This window comes from Mucilaginibacter terrenus, assembly GCF_003432065.1.
In the GTDB taxonomy this organism is placed as follows: Bacteria; Bacteroidota; Bacteroidia; order Sphingobacteriales; family Sphingobacteriaceae; genus Mucilaginibacter; species Mucilaginibacter terrenus.
The window spans coordinates 774,705-797,581 of record NZ_QWDE01000002.1 but is presented as its reverse complement, the minus strand read 5'-3'; the positions used below and the strand labels follow the sequence as shown (position 1 = coordinate 797,581).

The window sequence follows — 22,877 nt, the reverse complement described above, 5'->3', positions numbered from 1 at the left end:
CAATTGCCTTAAATGTTACATACAACAGCTGCTTAATGCATTAGCCAGGCGTAAAACTTTACAAAAACCTGTTGCCATTGTGCTTCGTTGTGCTTGGCGCCTTTTATTATCAACGGCGCAGGCACATTAATGCGAGTTAAACCGCCGGCAAGTAATACAGTGTCCATCTTCATTACATCTGCCACCTCATTGCCCTCCTGATCGCCACAAGACAAAAAGATTTTTGCTTTCTTGTTTACCCCGGCCGCTACCTGATATATTCGTGGATTAAGCCAAAATGAAGGCGACAACACCCCGGCAGTACCAAACACACCCGGATACTTAATAATAGCGTACATAGATATCAATCCGCCCATAGAGCTGCCAATAATAGCGGTATGCTTAACGCCCGTAAGAGTGCGGTACAGGCTATCTATATGCGGCTTCAGCGTTTTTACCATAAATTCCAGGTAGGCGTCACCCTCAGCCTTGCCGTATTTGCTGTCGTATGGGCTGTACTCAGTTATGCGATATTTATCTCCATGGTATATGCCTACTATTATAGACTGCTTACTGGCAGGCACAGCTTTCATTGCAGAATCAATATACCAATTACCATAAGGTGCCTTAACATCGCTAAAAAGATTTTGCCCGTCATGCATATAAATAACAGGGTACTTCTTTTTTGATGACGCGTACCCGGCAGGCAGGTAAACCCTTATAGTGCGCTCGCGCTTAAGCTGCGAAATGTTTATTTTAAAGGTGATAATGCGGGCGGTATCTGCAGCTGTGTTTTGCGCCTTTGCACCAAAACTTAACAGTATGCAGGCTACTAGTAACACGATTTTTGAAGATTTAAACATAATGTAAGATAAGAAATATCTGCCGCCGATCAGTTCCGTTCTTTTGTACTTCCGTTATAAAGTTAGTGCTTCAAAGTTATAACCTGCTTTGCTCCAATACTCCAACGCCCGGGGTAATACATATTCCAGCCGCTTGAAAGCCTTTAAGCTATCGTGAAAAACAATAATAGAACCTGGTTTCGTATACTTGATTACCTTACGCAGGCATTCCTCCGGGTCGAGGTTGGTATCAAAATCCCCGCTTAACACATCCCACATAATTATTTTTAGTCCCGGGCGGCTGTCGCGAAGCATTTTTATTTGCTCCCGTTTAATGCGGCCATAGGGTGGACGGAAAAGAGCAGACTGCATCAAATAGTCAGCCTTTAAAAAATTATCGAGGTAGGTTTCACTATCCGTATCCCAACCACGCAAGTGATTGTAAGTGTGGTTACCTATGGCGTGGCCGGCATTTTTTACCTCATTATATACGTCAGGGTGGCGGGTAACATTATCGCCAATACAAAAGAAAGTAGCCTTAGCTTTATAGGCTTCTAAATTTTTTAATACGAACGGTGTAACAATGGGTATAGGGCCGTCGTCAAACGTCAAAAAAATAGAACGGGCAGCCGGTTTAACGTCCCAAATAAGTGAGGGATAAAGCTTTTTAAGCAGCCCGGGAGTTTTTATAAGGTACATTTCTGCAGTTTGAAATGATCTGGTCCGCTAACAAAGATATATGCAAAGGCAAATATCTTTTACTTATTATCGTACGCCACTAATTATGAAACTAAAATACTTACCCGCAAAAGTAACCATTGCCTGCTTAGTTTTACTTGCCACGGTAAACATTAAAGCCAATGCCCAGGAGGTTATTACCCTGCAAAAGGCTGTTGACCGCGCATTGGACCGCAACCTCACCATTAAACAAGCTCAATTTACCGAGGCGCTGAGCACCGAAGATTACAAGCAATCTAAATACAACCGGTTGCCCGCTTTTAGCGCCGGCCCGCAGGCATCTTACAATTTCGGGCGTTACCTCGACCCATCTACTAATCAATTTGCCAACCAAAAGACACTTACCGTTAATGGCAGCGTGAATGGCCAGGTTATACTGTTTCAAGGCGGGCAACTAAGAAATCAGATTATTCAGAATCGTATTTTGGTAGATGTAGATAAAAGCAACACTGCCAAGATCAAGAACGACTTGATATTGAGCGTGGTTACTCAGTACCTGACCATCTTAACCAATCAGGACCTGGTTACAGCTGCTAAACAACAGATAGAAATATCTAAACTGGCGCTTGACAGGGCGCAAAAACAATATGACGCAGGTAACCAAACGCTGGCCGATCTGTCGCAGGCGAAAGCGCAGCAATCTACCAATGAGCTTAACCTTACCAATGCGCAAAACCAACTAGACCTTTCGGTACTGATATTAAAACAGTACATGGAAATGAACCCACTGGAAGAAATCACGGTAGAGAAGCCCGACATCAGCAAATTAAACGATATTAAAACGGTTTACAACGAGGCCGACCTGCTAAAAAGTGCGCTCGAGATAAATCCGGATGTAAAACTTGCCCAAACGCGACAACTTGCTGCCGAGCAATATATCAAGATAGTCAAAGGAGGCTATTATCCAAGCTTGGCCTTGTTTGGATCAGCGGGTTCTAACTTTTCTGATGCGCGAAGGCTATTTGGTGGCGTTGTGCCAAACGGCAGAACAGATACCGTGGGATTTGTACAACCTAATAATCAGGCGGTGACGGTTCCAGGATTCGATCAGATACAAGGTAAATATCCTTTTTTCCGTCAAATTAGCGATAACTTTTATCAGTCAGTAGGGATTAGCTTGCAAATACCGATTTTCAGCCGTTTCCAAACCCGTACGAATGTTCGCAAAGCAAAAATCAATTACGAGAATGCGGCTGTAAACACCCAAATTGCTAAAAACAACCTGAGCAAAATAATCATCCAGGCAGTGTATGACCTGCGTGCCGCAGAGAAAAGACTGGTTAGCACAACACAAACCTACCAGGCAAATAAAGATGCGTTTAACACCGTACAACAACGCTTTAACGTAGGCCTGGTGAACTCGCTTGACTATAACACATCATTAACCAACCTTAACAAATCACAGTTCGACCTGATCAATGCCCGTTACGAAGTGGTGTTCAGAAGTAAAGTGATAGATTATTACCTTGGCAACCCTATAACACTATAAATTAACTAATAAACTCCTGAAATTAAGTATCATGGGAAAGACTACTAAATATATCCTTTTTAGCATTGGCGGTGTTATCGTACTGCTTTTTGTACTTAAGGCTGCCGGTGTAATTGGCAAACCTAAACTGACGCAGGTAGCCGTAGAAAAGGCCGAAACACGCGACATTAACGAGAACGTATCTGCCAGCGGCAAAATTAAGCCCCACCTGGAAGTTAAAATAAGCCCCGAGGTAAGCGGCGAGGTTGTTGAGTTACCTGTAAAGGAAGGCGACGTGGTTAAAAAGGGACAGCTGCTTTGCCGTATCCGCCCGGACATCTTAAAATCCGGCTACGAGCGTGCAGTGGCATCATACAATACCCAAAAAGCGAGCGTTGGTAATTCTGCGCAAATGTTAAAGCAATCCGAAGCTACTTTCACCAACCAGGCTTCTATTTTCAAACGCAGTCAGGAGCTTTACAAAAATAAAGTGCTTACCACTGCCGAGTTTGAACAGGCTAAGGCAAACTACGAAAGTGCCAAAGCTTCTCTTGAAGCAGCAAGGCAAAACGTAGTTGGCTCTAAATTCGGATTGGAGCAATCATCTGCGTCTGTTAAAGAAGCGCAGGATAACCTGGCAAAAACCACTATATACGCTCCGGTTGACGGCGTTATCTCCAAACTTTCTATCGAGAAAGGCGAACGCGTATTGGGTACACAGCAATTTGCCGGTACCGAGATCATGACCTTATCCGACCTGAATAACATCGACGTAAATGTTGATGTGAACGAGAACGACATCAACCGTATTAACACAGGCAACCCTGCTCAAATAGAGATAGACGCTTTCCTGGGTAAGAAATTTGAAGGCAAAGTTATAGAGATAGGCAGCTCGGCAAACGTAGTTGGCACCAACGCCGACCAGGTTACCAACTTCACCGTTAAGGTGAGAATAACTGCGCAGTCATACATTGATCTATTGAAAAAGAATGCTGCCAACCACTCTCCCTTCCGCCCGGGATTGACTGCAACTGTGGATATACAAACCAATCACGTAAGAAGCTTAGCCGTTCCTATACAATCAGTTACTACCCGCGACGAAAAGAAAGCTGAAACTAAACCAGACAATAACAAGGATGATAATAAACGTACCGCAAGTACACCTATCGCCAAAGAATATGTATTTGTGCTTGACAAAGGCAACAAAGTGAAACAGGTACAGGTAACTACCGGCATACAGGACGATACCAACATACAAATACTAAGCGGCCTAAAGGGCGGCGAAGAAGTAGTATCGGCACCATTTGCTGCTATCTCCAAAACGCTTAAAGACGGAGAAGTAGTTGAGAAAGTAGACAAATCTAAACTGTTTAATACCGAAGGTAAAAAGGATTAATCCCGTATACAACACGCAGGAAGGGCAATGGAGATTCCATTGCCCTTCTTTGTTTTACAGCTGTTTGAGCCTCAATTTTACTTTGTAATTCAGGTAGCTGTAATTGTGCTTTATAATTCATTAATTTGTTGTGGCTGGCAAACCAATGTGCCCGCTATTACTTTGTACTATTAATGCTAAAGCAAATCAACAAGATAACTATAGTAGGCGGTGGCAGCTGGGCTACAGCCAACATCAAAATGCTTACCGATAACACGGTAGAAAAGGAGATATTTTGGTGGATGCGCAACGCGCAGGCCGCCGAGCACATCATAAATTTTGGACATAATCCAAATTATCTAAGTTCTGTAGAAATAAAAGTTCCAAAAGAAAACATCTCCTGCGATCTTAAACAGCTAATCAACCAGTCAGACTGCATCTTATTAAACGTACCGGCCGCCTTCCTTAAAGAGGCACTTACAGGTATAACTCCGGAAGATTTTGAAGGTAAAAAGGTTGTTTCGGCAGTAAAAGGCATAGTACCCGATGAAAATCAGATCATCGGTGAGTTCATGAACGAAAAATATAGGGTATCGTTCGACGATTTTATGGTTATCAGCGGGCCATGCCATGCAGAGGAAGTTGCGCTGGAAAAGTTATCGTATCTTACAATTGCTTCCCAGGATACTGCGCTTGCAACAGAGTTTGCCAGCATGCTAAACACCAGGTACATTAAGACCATTGTGTCCGACGACATATACGGCACCGAGTACGGCGCAGTACTTAAAAACATCTATGCTATTGCCAGTGGTATTTGCCACGGCGTTGGCTACGGCGACAACTTCCAGTCGGTATTGATATCAAACGCGATACGTGAGTTGGAGCGTTTTGTAGATGCTGTACATCCTATTGATCGAGACATTAAAGAATCTGCCTACCTAGGTGACCTGCTGGTAACTGCTTATTCACAGTTTAGCCGTAACCGCACTTTTGGCAATATGGTAGGAAAAGGTTATACGGTGAAGTCGGCCCAGTTGGAGATGAATATGATTGCGGAAGGATATTATGCAGTAAATTGCCTACAGCAGGTGAACTTACAATACAACGTTCCTATGCCCATCTGCGAAGCGGTTTATGCCATTTTATATAAAAAAAGCTCACCAGCGGCAGAAATGCGTAAACTGGCAGAAAAATTGAGTTAATAGCTAAGTAACTTAATAAAACTACCATGAAACGTATATTCACCACAGCCCTGTTTGCGGCTGGTTTATTTGCCGCATCAACCACCTTTGCACAAACACACAAAGACACCACTCTTGGCCAGAAAGTTGGCAGCACAGCAAAAAAAGGCTGGCATGCTACCAAGAAAACAGCCAGTAAGGTAGGTAACAAAACTGCTGAAGTAACCTCAAAGGGAGCATCTGCCGTTGCCGACCAAAAAGTTAAAGACAAAGTTGCTCCCGGCGGACAAACAGTTTATGTTGACGGAAAATCGCGCTATTATTACGTAAGTAAAAAAGGCGGCCATGTTTATGTAAAAGAGTCTGCACTTATAAGCAAACCTTAATATTTTACGGAGGCACTCAGGTGCCTCCGTACTTTTTAATTACCTATGAAGACCTTCGCACTCACTTTCATCCACATTGCCTGTGCAATTGTGTTGCTCATGGCAGCGTGCCATAAGAACGATTCTACGTCTAAAATAAAAGGTGATTGGAAATCTAAAGATGGAACAACCACCTTGAAGATTACCGATAAGCAATTCACGCTGGATAATGAATCTCCCGTTCCGGAAGATTACTTTGTTAAAGGCGATACTATCTTCACATCCTTCGAGGGTAACCAGCCTTACACCAGGTTTGTAATTGAAAAAGCCGACGAAAAGAACTTGAACTTGTTGTTTCCAGATTCTGTTACAGTTGAGTTTACTCGATATCAATAAATGATAGTAACATTCCCCGATAGTGGCTTTCTGCCATCCGTAAAAGTTATTACGTAATAATAAACACCTGCCGGCAGTTTCTTTCCGTTATAGCTACCATCAAACGGTTTAGCATAACCTCTGCTTTGAAAAACAACCTTGCCCAGTCGGTTATATACACCTACTGTGCTTTTATAATCAAATTCCAAACCCTCCAAGTTCCAATAATCATTGATTCCGTCGTTGTTAGGTGTAAACGTATTTGAACTGATAATAACTTCAGCAGGTAATATCAAAATCTCTTTAGCTTCACTTACAGGTTCATAAATGTCGTTACCGGCTTGTGTTGCAATTAATAAGGCTTTCCCCACTTGAAAAATATTTGCAGTGTTCCCGCTAACACTTACAACCCCATCAGCCTGGCTTATAACCGCAACCGGAAGACCAGAGCTTGCTGTGGCGTTGATCTCGATTTTTTTTTCATTTACAGTTGCGCTCGGCGGGAGATCAAAATTTATTGTTTGTTTAATCTTATTGATTATCAGATCTCCGTTCTGATAACTAAAAGTGTAATTCGGTGACAATGCCTCTCCGCTTACAGTTAAGGGATAGCGCCCTGGCAAACTTTGCTTGTTTGCCGTTGTAGAGACAGACATGTTACGTGTATCTATCACATCAGCGGTCTCGTTGTTAACAAAACCTTTGTACGAAAAACTAAAGTCAGGATTTTCTATACCGTATGGTCGTGAACTGTTATTCACTTTAATTAGTAATGGAGCAGGCATTACAACTAAAATTTGCTTAATGGGTTTTGGGGTAGCAATAAGTGGATCAAGAGGTAATGAAGCCGTTATAGTTACTTGTCCTACACTTAAGATCCTAACTTTTTTATCACTGGTAATATCAGCTACAGCTGGATTATCTATAGTATAAATTATAGCACTCTGCTGGCCGTTAGTGACAGCTCCGGGGTCAAAATCAGCGGCACCGTAAACTACACTTTTTAACAACGGAAAATCCAGCGTCAGCTTTTCCTCTGCATTATTGCGGTAAATAGATATAGTATTGCTTAAGTTATTTGTTGTAACAATATCAGCCTTGCCATCACCATCCAAATCTACTATCTTGACTGATTGTGGATTAATCCCGACCGGAAGATCTACCCGTGGATCAAAAGATAAAGAGCCGACTGTTGATGTGTTATGCAATATAGATATAGTACTTTCGTCGTAATTAGTTGTTATTGCATCGAGTTTCCCATCGCCATCAATATCGCCAACTGCCGACCCTTGCGGAATACGACCAGTCTCAAAATTCTGAACAGGACCAAAACTATTAGCCGATATACCGCCTTCAGCATCTTTATTTAACAAAATTCCCAGAAAGAAACTGCTTTTAGGATTAGGGCCAAGGTTGTCCCCGAAGTTAGAGGTTATTAAATCTGTTCTTCCATCTCCATCCATATCACCGGTATTCACTACCAATGGGGTCGGCTGTGTGTTAAAGACCTTTGGTGAATTAAACAAATCTAAGCCCCAATTATTTGAACCAATATTGTCGAATATAGATAGATTGTTCTTCAATACGTCTGTTAAGATGATGTCTGGCTTGTTATTGTTATTAAGATCAGCCACAGCAACGGAATAATAACCGTTACCGCTAGCCAATTCAGAGGTCGTGGAAAATCCTGCTGCTGCTATATTATCATATGAGCTTGAGTTTTTGATAATAGATAATGCAACCCCTACATAACTATGTGCAATTGTTATGTCAGGTTTGCCATCTAAGTCGAGATCACCCATTTTAATTACATATGGATAAATAGCTGTTGGTATATCTACACGCTGCTTAAACGATGCCGCTGATAAAACATTTGCAACTGCTTGATTTTTAAAGATGCTTAACGTGTTACTTACATAATTAGCAACAACAATATCTAGTTTTCCGTCCCCATCAAGATCGGCAATATCAAGGTTATTGGGTAAAAATCCTGTTGGAATATCGAATTTCGGAGCAAAGGAATTGGCATTGATTGTCCCCATAACACTGATGTTCCGGTAAATAGAGATCGTGTTACTTAATCCATTCGCCACTACCAGATCAACCTTGCCGTCACCGTCGAGATCTGCTGTACCAAGCGACGTAGGACCCTCTCCACTTTGAATATCTAACCGGCCATTAAAATTAAGTGCAGTTATCTTACCAGTAGAAGAAAAAGTGACATGGTAGGGGTACTTTGAATATCCCGTTAAATGGCTTGCTGTATTTAATACCGACAGGGGCTGAAATGTAGCCCCAGCAGGCACTTCCACAGATAACGCAGAGTTATTTGCAGACAGTACTTCAGCACGCGTAGCACCGAAATAAACCACAGGCGCACTACCAAAGTTAACTCCATTAATATTTACAATTGTGCCCACCGGCCCTTTCATTGGACTAAAGGATCCAATAAGCGGTACCTGGCAATATGTTGGGTAACCAACATAACACACAAGCAGAAACGTGTTTAGTATTAAAAATAACAAACTCCTGTAAACTGCCACAGTTATCTACTTTTTACAACCTAATATGATAAATTATTGTTAGATAACCTATTTTAAAAACCTATCACACATATGTATGACAACAACACTTGTGCTTGCGTCAAATTAAGTTCTCCGGTGAATGGATGAATATGGCAGAGTTAGCATTTCACTCTACAAAACTTGAATTTACCAGATAAAACAAAAGCCTCACGAATGCTTGGCAGACGAGAGGCTTTGTAAACAAAACTAAACTAAAACTGTGTTTCCGGTTAACTACTCCGGAAACTCTTATGAAAACTAAACTAAACTTCTAAATTAAGACCTTCTGCGGCGTTCGGGTTTATCCTCGCGGCGCTTTCCACTAAAGTCGCGGAAACCACCACCAGTGTTACCACCCGAGAAGCTTTTTTCACGGGAGCCACCTTCACGTCTTTCGCGGTTAAATCCGCCCTCACGTTTTTGGTAGCCACCCTCGCGCCTGTTACCACCAGCGCCACTACGGCTTGTGCTAACACCTTCGCCGGATATCTCTATCCTAACGGGACGACCTTTGAACTCAACGCTCTTAAAGTTGTTCATTACCTGATCTACATCGCCGTTGTTCACTTCAAAGAAAGAGTAAACACCTTTAACATCTATCTTACCAACCGTGCGGCCGCTTATTTTAGCGTTGTTGCAAATATAACCCAGCAAATCGCCGCGGTTAAACTCATCAACAGAACCTAAATTGATGAACAAGCGTGTATATTCTGAACGCATGCCATCGCGGTTAAAGCTTTCGCCTCTTGCACCTTCAGCACGACGGAAGTCGTCAGCAGGGGCATTAAGGTCTGGCGCGTTCTTATAGTAATCAAGGAAACGATTGAATTCCAATGAAGCAAAGCGTTTGATTACTTCTTCTTTGCTCAATTCGGCAAACTCATCCATTATACGTGGAATGTACTGCTCTATCTGGCTTTCGTTAACTTCTACGTTATGTACTTTATGTACTAAGGCAAAAAGCTGTTTTTCACAAACATCAAAGCCTGTCGGTATCTCTGCTTTAACAAACTTTTTACCAATAACACGCTCTATCTGGCGTATCTTACCAAGTTCCTTGCTGTTGATAATAGCGATAGATACACCTGTTTTACCTGCACGTGCCGTACGGCCGCTTCGGTGGGTGTAGTTCTCTATCTCGTCAGGTAACGAGTAGTTAATAACGTGTGTAACATCATTAACGTCTATACCACGTGCGGCGACGTCAGTTGCAATAAGCAATTGCAGGCTGCGCTCGCGGTAGCGTTTCATGACCTTATCACGCTGTTGCTGAGAAAGGTCGCCGTGCAAAGAATCAGCATTGTAGCCGTCTTTAATAAGCGCTTCCGCAATTTCCTGCGTTTCTATTTTGGTACGGCAGAAAACTATACCGAATATCTCGGGGTTAAAATCAACAATACGTTTAAATGCTGCGTACTTGTCACGGGCACGTACTACATAGTATTCGTGATCAATGTTGGCATTACCTGTATTTTTTTCGCCCATGGTCAACTCAAAAGGGTTGTCCATGTACTTTTTTGCAATGCGCCTTACTTCAGAAGGCATGGTAGCCGAAAAGAGCCAGGTTTTTTTCTCTTCGGGCGTGGTGGACAGGATGTTGTCAATGTCTTCTTGAAAGCCCATGTTGAGCATTTCATCAGCCTCGTCTAACACAACATATTTAACCTGCGAAAAGTCTATCGCTTTACGGTTAATAATGTCAAGCATACGGCCTGGAGTTGCAACAACAATTTGCACACCGCGGCGTATAGTACGCAGCTGGTCGCTTATGCTTGCACCACCATAAACGGCAACAACATGTACGTTGCTCATTTTTTTAGCGTAGTTGTTAATGTCGTTCGTGATTTGTAAACAAAGTTCACGAGTTGGGCATAAAACAAGAGCTTGCGGATGATTTTCTTCGAAATCGAGCAGTTCTAATAGCGGCAGTCCAAAAGCAGCTGTTTTACCGGTCCCGGTTTGGGCTAATCCGACAAAATCGTTGCTGCCTGTTAACAATACCGGAATTGACTGTTCCTGGATTGGTGTAGGATTTTCAAATCCTAACTCAGAGATGGCATTAACAATATCATGACGGATCCCCAGTTCAATAAATGGGTTGTTCATGAATTAAAATAACGTCTTCGGCTACATCGCCAAAGCGGCTGCAAAGGTATAGTTATTTAACTTATAAAACAACAGCAATCTTTACTTTTGAAAGAATTACAATAAATAGTTGCCATTAACAGCATAAGTGACTAATAATCAACAAATTTAACGATAATAAACAACAGCTGTTATAAATTCATTACTTTGCAGTAATAGCATTACATTTAAGTAATAGAACTTTCCATTACATCGAAAACAACTGATTCTTTCATCGCAATTAACATTTTGCAACTTAACTTTTATGGGCAAGAACAATTGCTATGATATACAAGGTAACACCCTAAAAGTCTTTTGAGGCCATCTATTTGCAAACAGAAGAAATTACACATTCCAGAAATACATGGAACTGCTTCACTCCGTAATTACCGCGCTGGTATCAAACTGCTTGTGCAGGTACATGTAAACTATTACACCGGCAACCAGCAACAGCAGAACTATCAAGCCTAATTTACCGCTGCGCTTGTCCTGCCGCATCAGCCAGATCATAAATGCGATAAGTGGAAGAACAAATATTGCCCAAAAGATTAATGCGGAAGCGGTCATAATTACTTGTAATTAAAATATCATTCTTGCCATTGGTGCAACATCCTGCCCTACAAAATCTTTTTTTAGGTACTTATAGTACCCCGCAATAGCAATCATAGCTGCGTTGTCTGTACAGTATTCAAACTTAGGGATAAAGCAACCCCAACCGTTCTCCGCACATAACTGCTGCAATCCTAGTCGTAAACCTGTGTTTGCAGACACACCACCCGCAAGGGCAAGCTCTTTTATATTGTACTGTAATGCCGCGCGTTTAAGTTTGTTCAAAAGGATTGTAGCGATGCGCTTCTCTACCGAGGCGCAAATATCATTCATATTCTCCTGTACAAAGTTCGGGTTCTTGCCTACATTATCCCGTATAAAGTATAGTATAGATGTCTTTAACCCGCTGAAGCTAAAATCGAATCCGGGTATTTGCGGTTCAGGGAATTTGTAGGCGTCCGGATTACCATTTCTGGCATTCTTATCTATTAAAGGGCCACCCGGGTAAGGCAAACCAAGTATCTTGCTGGTTTTGTCCATAGCTTCGCCTGCTGCGTCATCCATGGTTTGGCCAATTATCTCCATATCAAAGTAGTCTTTCACAAGCACGATCTGTGTATGCCCACCCGAAACGGTAAGGCACATAAAAGGAAACGACGGCTTTTTATCCGCAATAAAATGTGCCAGAATGTGCGCCTGCATGTGATTTACCTCTATTAACGGCAAGTTTCTGGCAAGCGCAAATGCTTTTGCAAATGATACACCAACTAATAATGAACCTAAAAGGCCAGGGCCACGCGTAAAAGCTACTGCATCAATATCATTTTTGCTTACTTTTGCGTTAGATAAAGCTTGTTGTACTGCGGGTACGATGTTTTGTTGATGAACCCTGGAGGCAAGCTCAGGCACAACACCTCCATAAGCTTCGTGAATGGTTTGATTGGCAATAACATTGCTCAATATCTGACCATTCACGCAAACAGATGCAGATGTTTCATCACAAGAAGATTCGATAGCTAATATTACAGGCACTTTATTAATAAATGTAGTAAGAAGTAAAACAGTTCAAGCTTTTTTGAATTGTACTTCTGAACTTCCCAAGTCGCAAAGTTATTAAAAAACTACTCAAAATAGCGCTTAGCATTGTCTTGATACTCCTGCTGTTCGTCAGCGCAGTGTTAATTGTTATTCAATACAAGCCGGTACAAACATGGGCAGCTAAAAAAGCGGCCAAATACATGTCAAAGGAACTTAACACCACCGTGGAAGTTAAGAGCCTCTACTTTGTGCCTTTTAAATCTGTAGTGCTCGAAGGCTTCTACATTCTGGACAAACAGCGCGACACGCTTTTAAGCACCCCTAAGTTAGCGGTAGAGGTAACAGGATTTTCTGTTTTCAACAGCCTTAAAAAACGCGTGATCAACTTTCAATCCATTCAGCTGGATAATGGCTCTTTTTATTTAAAAAAACAAAAAGACAGTACCACCAATCTGAAGTTTATACTCGACTACTTCAACTCGGGTGGTGATACTACGAAAACCACCAAAGTAAGTAAGCCGTGGTCGCTGAACTTTGACAAGATAGCGGTAAACAACTTTCATTTCAGGTATAAAAACAAGCTGCGTGATACGGTAATGAGTGGCGTGAACTTCGACGATATTGATGTAAACCGCTTTAGTATAGTGGTGCGCAATATGGATGTTAAAAACCACCTGTTTAAAGCAAATGTAACCGGTCTTACGCTTCGTGAAAAAAGCGGTTTCTTTGTTAGAAACTTTAATGCGAACGCTACTATTGATACAACACAGGTGCTGCTGCAGGACCTCAATCTTTTAACACCTAATTCAAACGTCCGGAATTACTTCAATATGCGTTTTAAAAGCTTTGATGATTTTGACGATTTTGAAAACAAAGTGACCATGGATGGAGATTTTAAGTCGTCGCACTTGTCGTCAAAAGACGTTGGGTATTTCACCAGTTCGTTAGGAAAAATAAACTTCGAACTCGGTGTAGACGGCCGAATTCGGGGGATGGTAAACAACTTGCGTGCTAAAAATCTTACGGTTACAGCCGCAAAGGCAACTTATATAAAAGGAGATTTTCACCTGACCGGATTACCGGATTGGGATAATACCTTTCTGCAATTAAATTTTGATCAGATTGCTACAAACAAGCGAGACCTTGATTATCTCTACAGCCATTTCACAGGCAGACCAAACGCAAAAACGCCGGCCATTGTGGGCAAATTCGGTAACATTAACTTTAACGGACGCTTTACCGGTTTGCAAAACGATTTTGTTGCCTTTGGTACATTTAAAACAGCACTAGGCAGGCTGGATCCTGATATTAACCTGAAAATAAACAAAAAAGGCATTCCAAGCTATAGCGGCAAACTCAAGGCTACTAACTTTGACGTCGGCAAACTTATTGACGACCGTACACTAGGGCGTACTACCTTATCAGGAAACCTGACAGGCAGCGGCGACAACCTAAGCACTCTTTCTGTTAAAGGAGATGCACGTGTTGCTTACATAGGCTATAAAGGGTATAATTACACTAACCTAACCACAAGCGGCACCTTTGCCAAAAAGATAGCTAAGGGGAAAGTTGCCATAAACGACAAGAATGTCAAACTTAACATTGCCGGCGGCATCAACTTAAATCCTAAGCTGCCGATTTATGACTTTGTTGGGAACATTGAAAATGCCCGCCTTCAAAAGCTTCATCTTTTAAAAGATACCATCACGTTTACCACTCAAATGAACACCAATTTTTCTGGTAATAACCTTGAGAACTTAAACGGGAGCATCTTACTTACCAAAATTAGAATAGTAAACCCGAGAAATAATTACGCTGTTGATACGGTAGCGATAAATGCTGGCGGTGCAGGTAACGACCGTACAATATCCTTAAAGTCCGACGTGGCGGATGGTAGTATTAAGGGTAGCTTTAACCTGGCTACGCTGCCCTCCTATTTTAAAACTATTGCCAAGAAGTATATACCATCGCTCAAAACAGATATCACAACGCCCAAACCGCAGCATTTTGATTTTAACTTAACACTTAAGAACCCAGATCCTGCGCTGGCGATGTTTATGCCGGATCTTAAAATTCCGGAACAGGGCACATTTGTGGGCAAGTTTAATTCTGATGACAAAACAGCTACGCTGAACGGCTTTGTTAAAACCTTTAAGTATGGCAAGATCGTGTTTCACGATTTTATTATTGATGAGAGCACAAGCGATGATATGCTTAATCTCAACGTATCATTAAGCCGCGTAGACCTCACTGATAGCCTATATATTAAGAATATAAGCATTGCCAACTTTTTAAAGAAAGACAGTTTAAACTTCAACGTGAAACTATCTGATAAAGATGCGACCAATCAGCTGGACCTTTATGGCCTGGTAGAGTTTGGCAGGGATACTACAGCCAAATTAAAATTACTGCCTTCTGATGTGGTGCTTGAACGGCAGAACTGGAAGATACAGGAGCAGGTGCGCATACGATTGCTGGACGGAAAAACGCATGTACAAGGTTTCGAACTCTCCAATGGAGAACAAAGAGTTAAGATAAACGGCTTTATATCTGATAATCCTGCCGATGAATTGAAAGTAACTTTCGACAGGTTCAATATGGCGACGTTGAATCAGTTAACCAAACCATCGGGGATATTGTTAAAAGGCGCCTTAAACGGCGATGTTGTTGTTACATCGATATTGAAGAAGCCGGGTATGGATGCCAATCTAACCATCGACTCGCTCACCATGAATAAGACCCTGGTAGGTGACGTGAATATAAAGTCGAAGCTGGACAATGCCCGCGAGCAAGCCGATGTAAAGGTTAACATAACACATAAAGGCCTGGAGACGTTGAATATTGCCGGTGTTTATACCATGGGGCACGGGGCTGGCGACAACCTGGACTTTGATATAAAGATGGACGGCACGGAAGCCATCATCTTTGAGCCCTTTGTAAAAGGGTTAGTTTCAGACCTGAAGGGAACTGTATCCGCAAACCTTAAAATGTCAGGCTCTCCATCTAACCCGGAATTAAATGGAGATGTTACATTAAATAACACCGGGTTAACTGTAGATTATCTAAAAACTGCTTATACCGTACAGCATAAGCTTACAGTAAACAATAGTATTATTAATGTTGACGGCTTGGTGTTAAAGGATAATCGTGGCGGTACCGGTACGGCAAACGGCAAAGTAGACCTGGCCAATCCATCAAACCCTAATATTGACATTACTTTGCAGGCAAAAAACCTGCTGGCGCTAAATACTACTTTTAAAGATAATCACCTGTATTACGGTACCGCTTACGGATCCGGCACTTTCAAGTTCAACGGACCGGTTGATAACATGAAGATTGATATTACCGCAAGTACCGAAGCGGGTACTATCTTCAATATTCCCCTAAATACGTCTTCAACAGCTGCAGAATATGACTTCATTCGCTTTGTGGACCATAATGACACAACCCGCAAAGAGGTAACAAAAATAAACAGATTTAACGGTGTTACACTGAATTTTGACCTCTCAGTTGATGAGAAGACTATTGTGCGGATTAGTACCGACTACGGCGTGCTGGAAGGCTCAGGACAGGCACGTAATCTCAACCTGAAGATCAACAGCCTTGGCGATTTTGAGATGTTTGGCGACTTCCTGATCACGTCAGGTAAATTTGAGTTTACTGCCAAGGACTTTATCAGCAAGAATTTTACTGTAAGTCAGGGTGGTACTATCAAGTGGACGGGCAGCCCAAATAACGCGGAAATAAACCTGAAAGCCCTTTACGAGGTACGTACAGACATTGCGCCATTATATAATGCTGCCGGCTTGCAATCGCCATATGGGCCGAAGCAGGTGTTGGTACAAGCAGAGCTGCTGATCACCAAATCCCTTATTCAGCCTACTATCGATTTTAGCTTTAACTTCCCTGTAGATCCCTCTATCAAAGACGAATTAAGTACATATCTGTCAGATAATGCTAATCGCAGCCAGCAGGCGCTTAGCATCATCGTTCGGCGCAATTTTGCATCGGGTACGGGCAGTAATATAACTAACCAGGTGTTAGGTACCGCCCAGGAAGCGGTAAGTGAATTTGCTTTCAATAAGCTAAATAACCTTATATCACAATCAAATATCAAAAACCTTGACCTTAACATACGCGGACTGAGCGATGCCAGTGTAGGGCTTCGGTTCGACAACGAACGTTTTTTGATCAACGCGAGCTTCTACTCCAACACTGGTAACAGTAATATTTTCAACAACCGCAACAGCTTTTTTGATGCTGATTTCCGCTCGCTTAATAAGGATTTTGAGATACAATACCTTATTCGTAAAGATGGCAACTTGAGAGCCCGATATTCTTATCGCGCGCTTAACAGCACCACATTAAATACATTAAATGACCAATTATTGGATGTGCAATATGTAAACGGTTTAGGTTTGGTTTATCAGCGTGATTTTGACACTTTCGGTGAATTTATCCGAAATATCTTCAGGCAAAGCAGACGTAATCAAGCACCGGTAAACCCGTTACCTGTACCCCCAACCACAACAACACCAGTGGTAAGCGGTGGTTCTGATGACAGGAATAATGAGGACAATCCGGAGGATTAGTGCTCGCGCATGATAGCGTGATCCATTTTGTCGCGCTTGGTTCTTAAATACGCCTCGTTATGGGGGTTTGATGCGATTTCAATAGGAATATTCTCTACTACTTCCAAGCCATAACCTATCAATCCCGCACGCTTCTTTGGGTTATTGGTAAGTAATCGCATTTTGGTGATCCCAAGGCTCCTGAGTATTTGCGCGCCGATGCCATAATCCCGCTGATCCATGCCGAAGCCAAGTTTAATATTGGCCTCTACAGTATCCAGCCCGTTTTCCTGTAGGTGATAAGCTTTGAGCTTGTTAATAAGCCCGATGCCGCGTCCCTCCTGGTTCATGTAAACAATGACACCCTTACCTTCTTTGCTTATAATCTCCATTGCCTTGTGCAGCTGAGGGCCGCAATCGCACCGGCAGGAGCCAAATATATCGCCTGTTACGCAGGAGCTGTGTACACGCACCAGCACAGGTTCGCCAGGCTGCCACTCCCCTTTAACTAAAGCTAAATGGTTTTCGCCGGTATCCAGCTGCGTATAGGCTACCATATTAAAGTCGCCCCACTCTGTTGGCATTTTAACAGACACCTCGCGCTGTACCATTGACTCTGTATCCAAACGATACGCAATAAGGTCTTTTATAGAAATTATCTTCAGATCAAACTCCTTGGCCATTACCAACAGCTCAGGCAGGCGCGCCATTTCGCCATCTTCACGCATTATTTCGCAGATAACACCAGCCGGCTCAAAACCTGCCAGCACCGAAAGGTCTATCGCAGCTTCGGTGTGACCCGATCTGCGCAGCACACCGCCGTCTTTTGCTATAAGCGGGAAAATGTGGCCAGGACGACCTAAGTCTTCAGGGCGCGTAGATGGATCTATTAACGCAAGCGTGGTTTTAGAGCGGTCCGTCGCGGATATACCGGTAGTACAACCATGTCCCAGCAAATCTACAGAAACGGTAAAATTGGTTTCATGCGAAGTAGTATTGCGGCTTACCATAGGCTCAAGGTCAAGTTCCCTAGCACGCTCCTTTGTGATTGGCGCACATACAAGCCCTCTTCCGTAGCGTGCCATAAAGTTTATAGTTTCGGGCGTGGCATTGCGCGCAGCCGTAAGAAAGTCACCTTCATTCTCGCGGTCCTCGTCATCTACAACAATTATGGTATGGCCGGCCTTAATAGCCTCTATAGCTTCGGGTATGGTGTTAAGCATTTCGTTAGAATTAGTAAGGCTGTAAAACTATAAGCCTTCAGCACACACAAATTTACGTGTAAGTTGCGGCATTAAGGTCGGCATTTTGTAAAGTTAAACGGCGTGCCTTTTACGGATACGCAGCTTTTTAAAGAAGCGTTTATAAAGATCCATGTCAAACAAAGCAGAGTCAGTAGCGGCTTTATAAGTCAGGAAAATACCGATGGGAAAGAGTACAGCAATAGCCATCCACGAGCCTGCCAGTGGCGAAAGGTCGCCCTCCTTGGCCGACTTTTCACCTATTGTACCAATAATATAGTAGATGAGAAAAAAGATCACGGAAACTACAACCGGTAAACCCAACCCACCTTTGCGGATAATGGCGCCAAGAGGGGCACCTATTAAAAACAACACAATGCAAGCAGCCCCAAGGGTAAATTTCTTTTGATACTCCAGTATATACCTTCGGATGTTTTTAGTTGCGTCCTTATAATTGTCGGTACGGTTGCGCAACATATCCTGCACTTGCCGCACTTCGCTTGCCGCGTTATTTAGCGCATTCAACTGATCGTTAAAACCATTTAGCTTACTTACATTGGCAGAAGCAGCCTTTAAGCCTTCAGTTGTAGGTTTTGTGGGTATGGTGTAGTACTTAAAGTATGGTTTAATTAGCTGGAAGTTTGTATTAACTGTGCTATCTACGGTATGACTGGCTGAATCCACGTAATGTTTGATCTGCTTAAGATTCATCATCATTGATGCACTTCTAAACTCGTTCTCATCAGTCCTCTTTATGTTAAACTCGGACAGATCAAACCGTTGCTCAGTTTCTTTAAACCTGAAACGGGTAAGTTTTTGCCGTTGGAAATAATGGTTTTCGCTTTCCCTTTCCTCGTATCTCACTCCATCTTTTAGTTTCAAAATAAGATAAAGATCATCTTTTGAGCGGTACATTAATCCTGACTTAGCAAAGGTGACGATATGGTTTATTTGCAGCAAGCCGCGCTCATATATCATAATTCCATAAAGTGTCTGGCCATCCGGGTCTTTTTTCTTTACCCTGATAGAATACCCGGGGAAACGATTGCTGAACACGTTCTCAGGCAGCAAATTACCCGACTTCTGCTTGCGTACATCGTATAATAGCGAGTAGTATTTCAAGTTCGCACGTGGCAACATCCAGTCCGAAAAGGCGAACGCGGCAATGCTTAACAATACAACTACAACCATCATAGGGTACATGGCCCGTCGAAGTGAAATACCGGCAGACTTAATAGCCACCAACTCGTAATTCTCGCCCAGGCTACCATACGTCATGATAGAAGATAACAGTACGGAGAGCGGCAGGGCCATTGCCACATTGGTGGCAGAGTTATACATCATCAGCTCCAGGATAATATACCACTGGAAACCTTTGCCTATAAGATCATCGATGTATTTGAACAGAAACAACATCAGCAGCACAAACATCACTATAACTAAGGTTACCACGAAGGGCCTTATAAATGATTTTAGCAGCAAAAGATGTATTTTCTTCATTACCTGAAATTGCGCAATACTCGCGTAAGCATAACTATAATTAAGTATGCTTATTGTACAAGTAGCGCAAAAATAGAGTTTTAAGCCGAGTTAGGCGCCCAATACGCTAATTAGGTAATCTATCTGGTTGTCCCAAATCTGTTTACGTTCAGTAAGGGTATCTTCAGTCGCATAGTCGGTTACGCTTAAGGCCACATCATTGGTAAGCTCATCCTGAACAATCTCCATCTCGAAATAGGTTTGTGGTTCATCATCTACCCACTTAAAACGTATCAGCTTATTTTCTTTAATGGCTATCAGCTTGGCAACCTGCTTTTCGTCGTCCCAGGTAAAGGTGTAAGTTTGGTCCCGAACGGTAACATCATCAGCAAACCACTGGCTCAGTCCGTTAGCTTCGCTTAGGAAGCTATAAAGTATCCTTGGAGAAGATTTTATCTCGTATTCTATATTGAATTTTTTCTTTTCTGGCATTGTGGGTTTATAGTTGGCAACTAGTCAGGGCGTAAATGTTAACATTTTTTCTAAAGAAAACGAATTTCTGCTATATTTGCAAACCTTTTTCGGACCATCAACCTGGCGGGGTAGCTCAGATGGTTAGAGCGTAGGATTCATAACCCTAAGGTCGGCAGTTCGATCCTGCTCCCCGCTACTACAATAGGCAAATTGAGTTTTAACTTGATTTGCCTATTTTTTTTGCCAAAGCTTGATAGATCCAGTCCATTAAACTCTTATCCCTCTACTCCGCATATTTGTTGTCCTGAATAATTGCCAGTACAACCTCATACGCTGTTGTTTTTTCCCATAGCGCTATTAACCACGCTATAAAGCTTAATGTGAAAATATCGCTATTCTCTGGTTTATTTAAGAGGTTCAAAACCGCATTTTTATAAGGCTTCTCAAAAACAACATCTGGTTTTAGCAGGTATTTTTCGACCAGGGCAAGAAATTTCAGTACGCGCTCCTCGGATGTTTTTAGCAAATATTTCTTATAACGACGCCGAAAGCTATTTAGCCGGGACATCGAAAGTTCGATGTTAGAGAACTGTGCCTGAATTAAGATTTCCATCAGGTTTTTCCGGATTGTCCACAGCATACCCATTTTCTTCTCATACCAGGCATCAGAGCGCGTCAATAAAGCCATCTGCTTTAGACTTGTCCGGTCGCCAACCATAGCTAAAAACATAGCGAGGCAAACTCGTAAGTCTTCTACATCTTCCAATTTCGACCTATGCTTTACCTCAGATATCGACTTGTTTAATAATGCTACAGCATCATCAGAAAAACCGGTAAAGAACAAGTTAAGCGCGGAAAGTAATTGATAGCGTAAATAAAACAACGAATAATAACGGCCATCCGTTGTCATCAAACTCATCATTTCCTGCAGCAGCGGGACACTTTTTGTAAAACTTTTTTGCCGCAGATGAAAGTTTGCCATGAAATACAGGATGGATATATGATGAAATACATAAGACTGTTTTGTATCTGTATTACTCTGCATAAACAAATCTGTTCGCTTGATGTAACGCTCTATCAACCCATAATTGTGCTGTATTGCAGCATATTCGTTGGCGATGAAAAGAATCTGGTAAATAGCTTTGTAGGTCATTAAGTCCTGGCGGGAAACTTGATATTTACGGATCGTTGTCAACATCAGGGTTGTAAGATTAACAACCTTTCCTTTTAAATGTATCTCTTGCAGTTGCTGCCTTAAAAAAGCATAAGCCATATTGAGCCTGGCTTCACGTTGCATTTGAGCCTGATTATCTAATAGGCGGGCAGTCAATGCGTCCAGATTCTCTGCACCGGGCAGATGTGCGTACTGTAATTTTAAAAGCAAAAGTTCATTTATTAAGTTAAAAAGCTCCAGATGTTCAGCCAGCTGTTCAGCCTTTTCCAAACATTTAAATGCGATCTTTATTACATCATTCTCCAACAAAAAGCGTCCTACTACCAGCAGCCGTAATGCTTCGTAGCTGTCGGAATGGTTGCTCTCGAATGTCTTCTTTGATAAAAATAGCAGGAGGTTATCGTGCAGCCTTTTACGCAATGCATGGTATGCATCTCTGTTTTGCCCTGGCTTGTAAAGTTTTTCTAAGGCGGATATATCGTCAGTTTCTATTAATTTAAGCAATTGCAAATTTTTAACATCACTCCTGGTATTTTTTGAACGTAGAAACTGTCTGAATAGCTTTTTATCAGCATCAGTAAGCAGGTTAAGTAGTTCTGAAAGTGAATCCATGATGATATATTATTCCCTTAAAGCTAGCATAATAGCATTAAATATCGTCAGTATTTCCAATAATTTGACTTTTTTAAAGGTGATTTACTTCTCAAGTTTGCTCCATGTTAATCATTTAAATAAAACAAACATGGAATCGCTACAACACAAAACAGACGAAAATTCGCCCTTATTAAAATACGGTGAAAATGTTAGAAACCCATTTAAACCGACAGGTGCATTTATAGGTGCATCATGGTTTGCCTTATTAACAGGAGTAGTGGGTTATTGCATTGGATTATGGAATGCTGAAATGCAATTGAACGAAAAAGGCTACTATTTCACCATCTTGTTATTTGGCCTGTTCGCAGTAATATCTGTACAAAAAAGTGTAAGAGACAGAGCCGAAGGGCTTGCCGTTACAGATCTATACTACGGGTTAAGCTGGTTTGCTACTATTGCAGCTATGGTGCTGTTAACAGTTGGTCTTTGGAACGCAGGACTTGCCCGCAGCGAGAAAGGCTTTTACGCCATGGCGTTCTGTTTAAGTATATTCTCGGCAATTGCTGTACAAAAAAATACCCGCGACGCAAAACTGATCGGAGATAAAGAGCTGTAACGTAGCGGTTGCCACCCCGTAGCGCCTTGCCAGGCAGGCCTGCGGGGTTTTTACATACGCCTACAAAGTTAAACTTACACATGTAAAATTGAGCAAGGGCAACTTACATTACGTATGTAAGGTAACTATG

At 42.1% G+C, this 22,877-nt stretch carries 17 protein-coding genes and 1 tRNA gene; 8 read left to right on the top strand and 10 right to left on the bottom strand.

Features of this window, described 5'->3' with window-relative positions; translation table 11 throughout:
* Positions 1-32: 32 nt before the first annotated feature.
* Together DYU05_RS14185 and DYU05_RS14180 are read right to left on the bottom strand one after the other, a co-directional pair.
* On the bottom strand, positions 33-842 hold the full coding sequence (locus tag DYU05_RS14185) for an alpha/beta hydrolase (protein ID WP_117383757.1): 810 nt from the start codon (positions 840-842) through the stop codon (positions 33-35).
* A 54-nt stretch (positions 843-896) separates the two neighbouring features.
* Positions 897-1,520, bottom strand: a complete 624-nt coding sequence (locus DYU05_RS14180) for a polysaccharide deacetylase family protein (RefSeq protein ID WP_117383756.1) — start codon at positions 1,518-1,520, stop codon at positions 897-899.
* An 85-nt stretch (positions 1,521-1,605) separates the two neighbouring features.
* Here DYU05_RS14180 and DYU05_RS14175 point away from each other — a divergent pair, with 85 nt between their 5' ends.
* From DYU05_RS14175 to DYU05_RS14155, 5 genes are all read left to right on the top strand, one after another.
* Positions 1,606-3,048 (top strand): TolC family protein, encoded by a 1,443-nt coding sequence (locus tag DYU05_RS14175; protein WP_235854026.1) that lies wholly within the window; start codon positions 1,606-1,608, stop codon positions 3,046-3,048.
* Positions 3,049-3,079: 31 nt separating this feature from the next.
* A complete protein-coding gene (locus tag DYU05_RS14170) occupies positions 3,080-4,423 on the top strand; it encodes an efflux RND transporter periplasmic adaptor subunit (RefSeq protein ID WP_117383754.1) in 1,344 nt (447 codons plus the stop codon).
* A gap of 173 nt (positions 4,424-4,596) precedes the next feature.
* The gene (locus tag DYU05_RS14165) at positions 4,597-5,604 is read left to right on the top strand and encodes an NAD(P)H-dependent glycerol-3-phosphate dehydrogenase (protein WP_117383753.1); all 1,008 of its coding nucleotides are present in this window, start codon (positions 4,597-4,599) and stop codon (positions 5,602-5,604) included.
* 26 nt (positions 5,605-5,630) lie between these two features.
* Complete coding sequence (locus DYU05_RS14160; protein ID WP_117383752.1) at positions 5,631-5,969, top strand: hypothetical protein; 339 nt, start codon at positions 5,631-5,633, stop codon at positions 5,967-5,969.
* 45 nt (positions 5,970-6,014) lie between these two features.
* Positions 6,015-6,344 carry a hypothetical protein gene (locus DYU05_RS14155; protein ID WP_133300237.1) on the top strand — a complete coding sequence of 110 codons (330 nt, stop codon included), beginning with the start codon at positions 6,015-6,017 and terminating at the stop codon, positions 6,342-6,344.
* Here the strand turns inward: DYU05_RS14155 and DYU05_RS14150 are convergent.
* The 4 genes from DYU05_RS14150 to tsaD all read right to left on the bottom strand — a co-directional run bounded on the left by DYU05_RS14150 (position 6,338) and on the right by tsaD (position 12,592).
* Positions 6,338-8,815, bottom strand: coding sequence for an FG-GAP-like repeat-containing protein (locus tag DYU05_RS14150; RefSeq protein ID WP_262511262.1), 2,478 nt, complete (start codon positions 8,813-8,815; stop codon positions 6,338-6,340). The two genes, DYU05_RS14155 and DYU05_RS14150, sit on opposite strands and share 7 nt — an antisense overlap.
* A gap of 348 nt (positions 8,816-9,163) precedes the next feature.
* Positions 9,164-10,993, bottom strand: a complete 1,830-nt coding sequence (locus DYU05_RS14140) for a DEAD/DEAH box helicase (protein WP_117383749.1) — start codon at positions 10,991-10,993, stop codon at positions 9,164-9,166.
* 393 nt (positions 10,994-11,386) lie between these two features.
* Positions 11,387-11,578: a hypothetical protein gene (locus DYU05_RS14135; protein WP_117383748.1), complete on the bottom strand. Its 192-nt coding sequence runs from the start codon at positions 11,576-11,578 to the stop codon at positions 11,387-11,389.
* A gap of 12 nt (positions 11,579-11,590) precedes the next feature.
* Positions 11,591-12,592, bottom strand: a complete 1,002-nt coding sequence (gene tsaD, locus DYU05_RS14130) for a tRNA (adenosine(37)-N6)-threonylcarbamoyltransferase complex transferase subunit TsaD (protein ID WP_117383747.1) — start codon at positions 12,590-12,592, stop codon at positions 11,591-11,593.
* 206 nt (positions 12,593-12,798) lie between these two features.
* Here tsaD and DYU05_RS14125 point away from each other — a divergent pair, with 206 nt between their 5' ends.
* Entirely contained in the window at positions 12,799-17,190 is a 4,392-nt protein-coding gene (locus tag DYU05_RS14125) for a translocation/assembly module TamB domain-containing protein (protein WP_133300236.1), read from the top strand.
* Here DYU05_RS14125 and DYU05_RS14120 read toward each other — a convergent pair.
* The 3 genes from DYU05_RS14120 to DYU05_RS14110 all read right to left on the bottom strand — a co-directional run bounded on the left by DYU05_RS14120 (position 17,187) and on the right by DYU05_RS14110 (position 20,381).
* The gene (locus tag DYU05_RS14120) at positions 17,187-18,392 is read right to left on the bottom strand and encodes a bifunctional 3,4-dihydroxy-2-butanone-4-phosphate synthase/GTP cyclohydrolase II (protein WP_117383745.1); all 1,206 of its coding nucleotides are present in this window, start codon (positions 18,390-18,392) and stop codon (positions 17,187-17,189) included. The two genes, DYU05_RS14125 and DYU05_RS14120, sit on opposite strands and share 4 nt — an antisense overlap.
* A gap of 93 nt (positions 18,393-18,485) precedes the next feature.
* Positions 18,486-19,910, bottom strand: coding sequence for an LptF/LptG family permease (locus DYU05_RS14115; RefSeq protein ID WP_117383744.1), 1,425 nt, complete (start codon positions 19,908-19,910; stop codon positions 18,486-18,488).
* A 90-nt stretch (positions 19,911-20,000) separates the two neighbouring features.
* Positions 20,001-20,381, bottom strand: coding sequence for an START-like domain-containing protein (locus tag DYU05_RS14110; RefSeq protein WP_117383743.1), 381 nt, complete (start codon positions 20,379-20,381; stop codon positions 20,001-20,003).
* Positions 20,382-20,485: 104 nt separating this feature from the next.
* Between DYU05_RS14110 and DYU05_RS14105 the strand changes: the two genes are divergently transcribed.
* Positions 20,486-20,559 (top strand) — tRNA-Met (locus DYU05_RS14105).
* An 87-nt stretch (positions 20,560-20,646) separates the two neighbouring features.
* Here the strand turns inward: DYU05_RS14105 and DYU05_RS14100 are convergent.
* On the bottom strand, positions 20,647-22,041 hold the full coding sequence (locus DYU05_RS14100; protein WP_235854025.1) for a hypothetical protein: 1,395 nt from the start codon (positions 22,039-22,041) through the stop codon (positions 20,647-20,649).
* A gap of 238 nt (positions 22,042-22,279) precedes the next feature.
* On the opposite strand from DYU05_RS14100, the gene yiaA reads away from it, so the two are divergent.
* On the top strand, positions 22,280-22,747 hold the full coding sequence (gene yiaA, locus DYU05_RS14095) for an inner membrane protein YiaA (protein ID WP_117383741.1): 468 nt from the start codon (positions 22,280-22,282) through the stop codon (positions 22,745-22,747).
* Positions 22,748-22,877 lie beyond the last annotated feature (130 nt).

What these genes read in the sequence shown, in the direction of transcription:
- DYU05_RS14185 (WP_117383757.1), bottom strand. Translation starts at nt 842, where the DNA reads ATGTTTAAATCTTCAAAAATCGTGTTACTAGTAGCCTGCATACTGTTA.
- DYU05_RS14180 (WP_117383756.1), bottom strand. Translation starts at nt 1,520, where the DNA reads ATGTACCTTATAAAAACTCCCGGGCTGCTTAAAAAGCTTTATCCCTCA.
- DYU05_RS14175 (WP_235854026.1), top strand. Translation starts at nt 1,606, where the DNA reads ATGAAACTAAAATACTTACCCGCAAAAGTAACCATTGCCTGCTTAGTT.
- DYU05_RS14170 (WP_117383754.1), top strand. Translation starts at nt 3,080, where the DNA reads ATGGGAAAGACTACTAAATATATCCTTTTTAGCATTGGCGGTGTTATC.
- DYU05_RS14165 (WP_117383753.1), top strand. Translation starts at nt 4,597, where the DNA reads ATGCTAAAGCAAATCAACAAGATAACTATAGTAGGCGGTGGCAGCTGG.
- DYU05_RS14160 (WP_117383752.1), top strand. Translation starts at nt 5,631, where the DNA reads ATGAAACGTATATTCACCACAGCCCTGTTTGCGGCTGGTTTATTTGCC.
- DYU05_RS14155 (WP_133300237.1), top strand. Translation starts at nt 6,015, where the DNA reads ATGAAGACCTTCGCACTCACTTTCATCCACATTGCCTGTGCAATTGTG.
- DYU05_RS14140 (WP_117383749.1), bottom strand. Translation starts at nt 10,993, where the DNA reads ATGAACAACCCATTTATTGAACTGGGGATCCGTCATGATATTGTTAAT.
- DYU05_RS14135 (WP_117383748.1), bottom strand. Translation starts at nt 11,578, where the DNA reads ATGACCGCTTCCGCATTAATCTTTTGGGCAATATTTGTTCTTCCACTT.
- DYU05_RS14125 (WP_133300236.1), top strand. Translation starts at nt 12,799, where the DNA reads ATGTCAAAGGAACTTAACACCACCGTGGAAGTTAAGAGCCTCTACTTT.
- DYU05_RS14120 (WP_117383745.1), bottom strand. Translation starts at nt 18,392, where the DNA reads ATGCTTAACACCATACCCGAAGCTATAGAGGCTATTAAGGCCGGCCAT.
- DYU05_RS14115 (WP_117383744.1), bottom strand. Translation starts at nt 19,910, where the DNA reads ATGAAGAAAATACATCTTTTGCTGCTAAAATCATTTATAAGGCCCTTC.
- DYU05_RS14110 (WP_117383743.1), bottom strand. Translation starts at nt 20,381, where the DNA reads ATGCCAGAAAAGAAAAAATTCAATATAGAATACGAGATAAAATCTTCT.
- yiaA (WP_117383741.1), top strand. Translation starts at nt 22,280, where the DNA reads ATGGAATCGCTACAACACAAAACAGACGAAAATTCGCCCTTATTAAAA.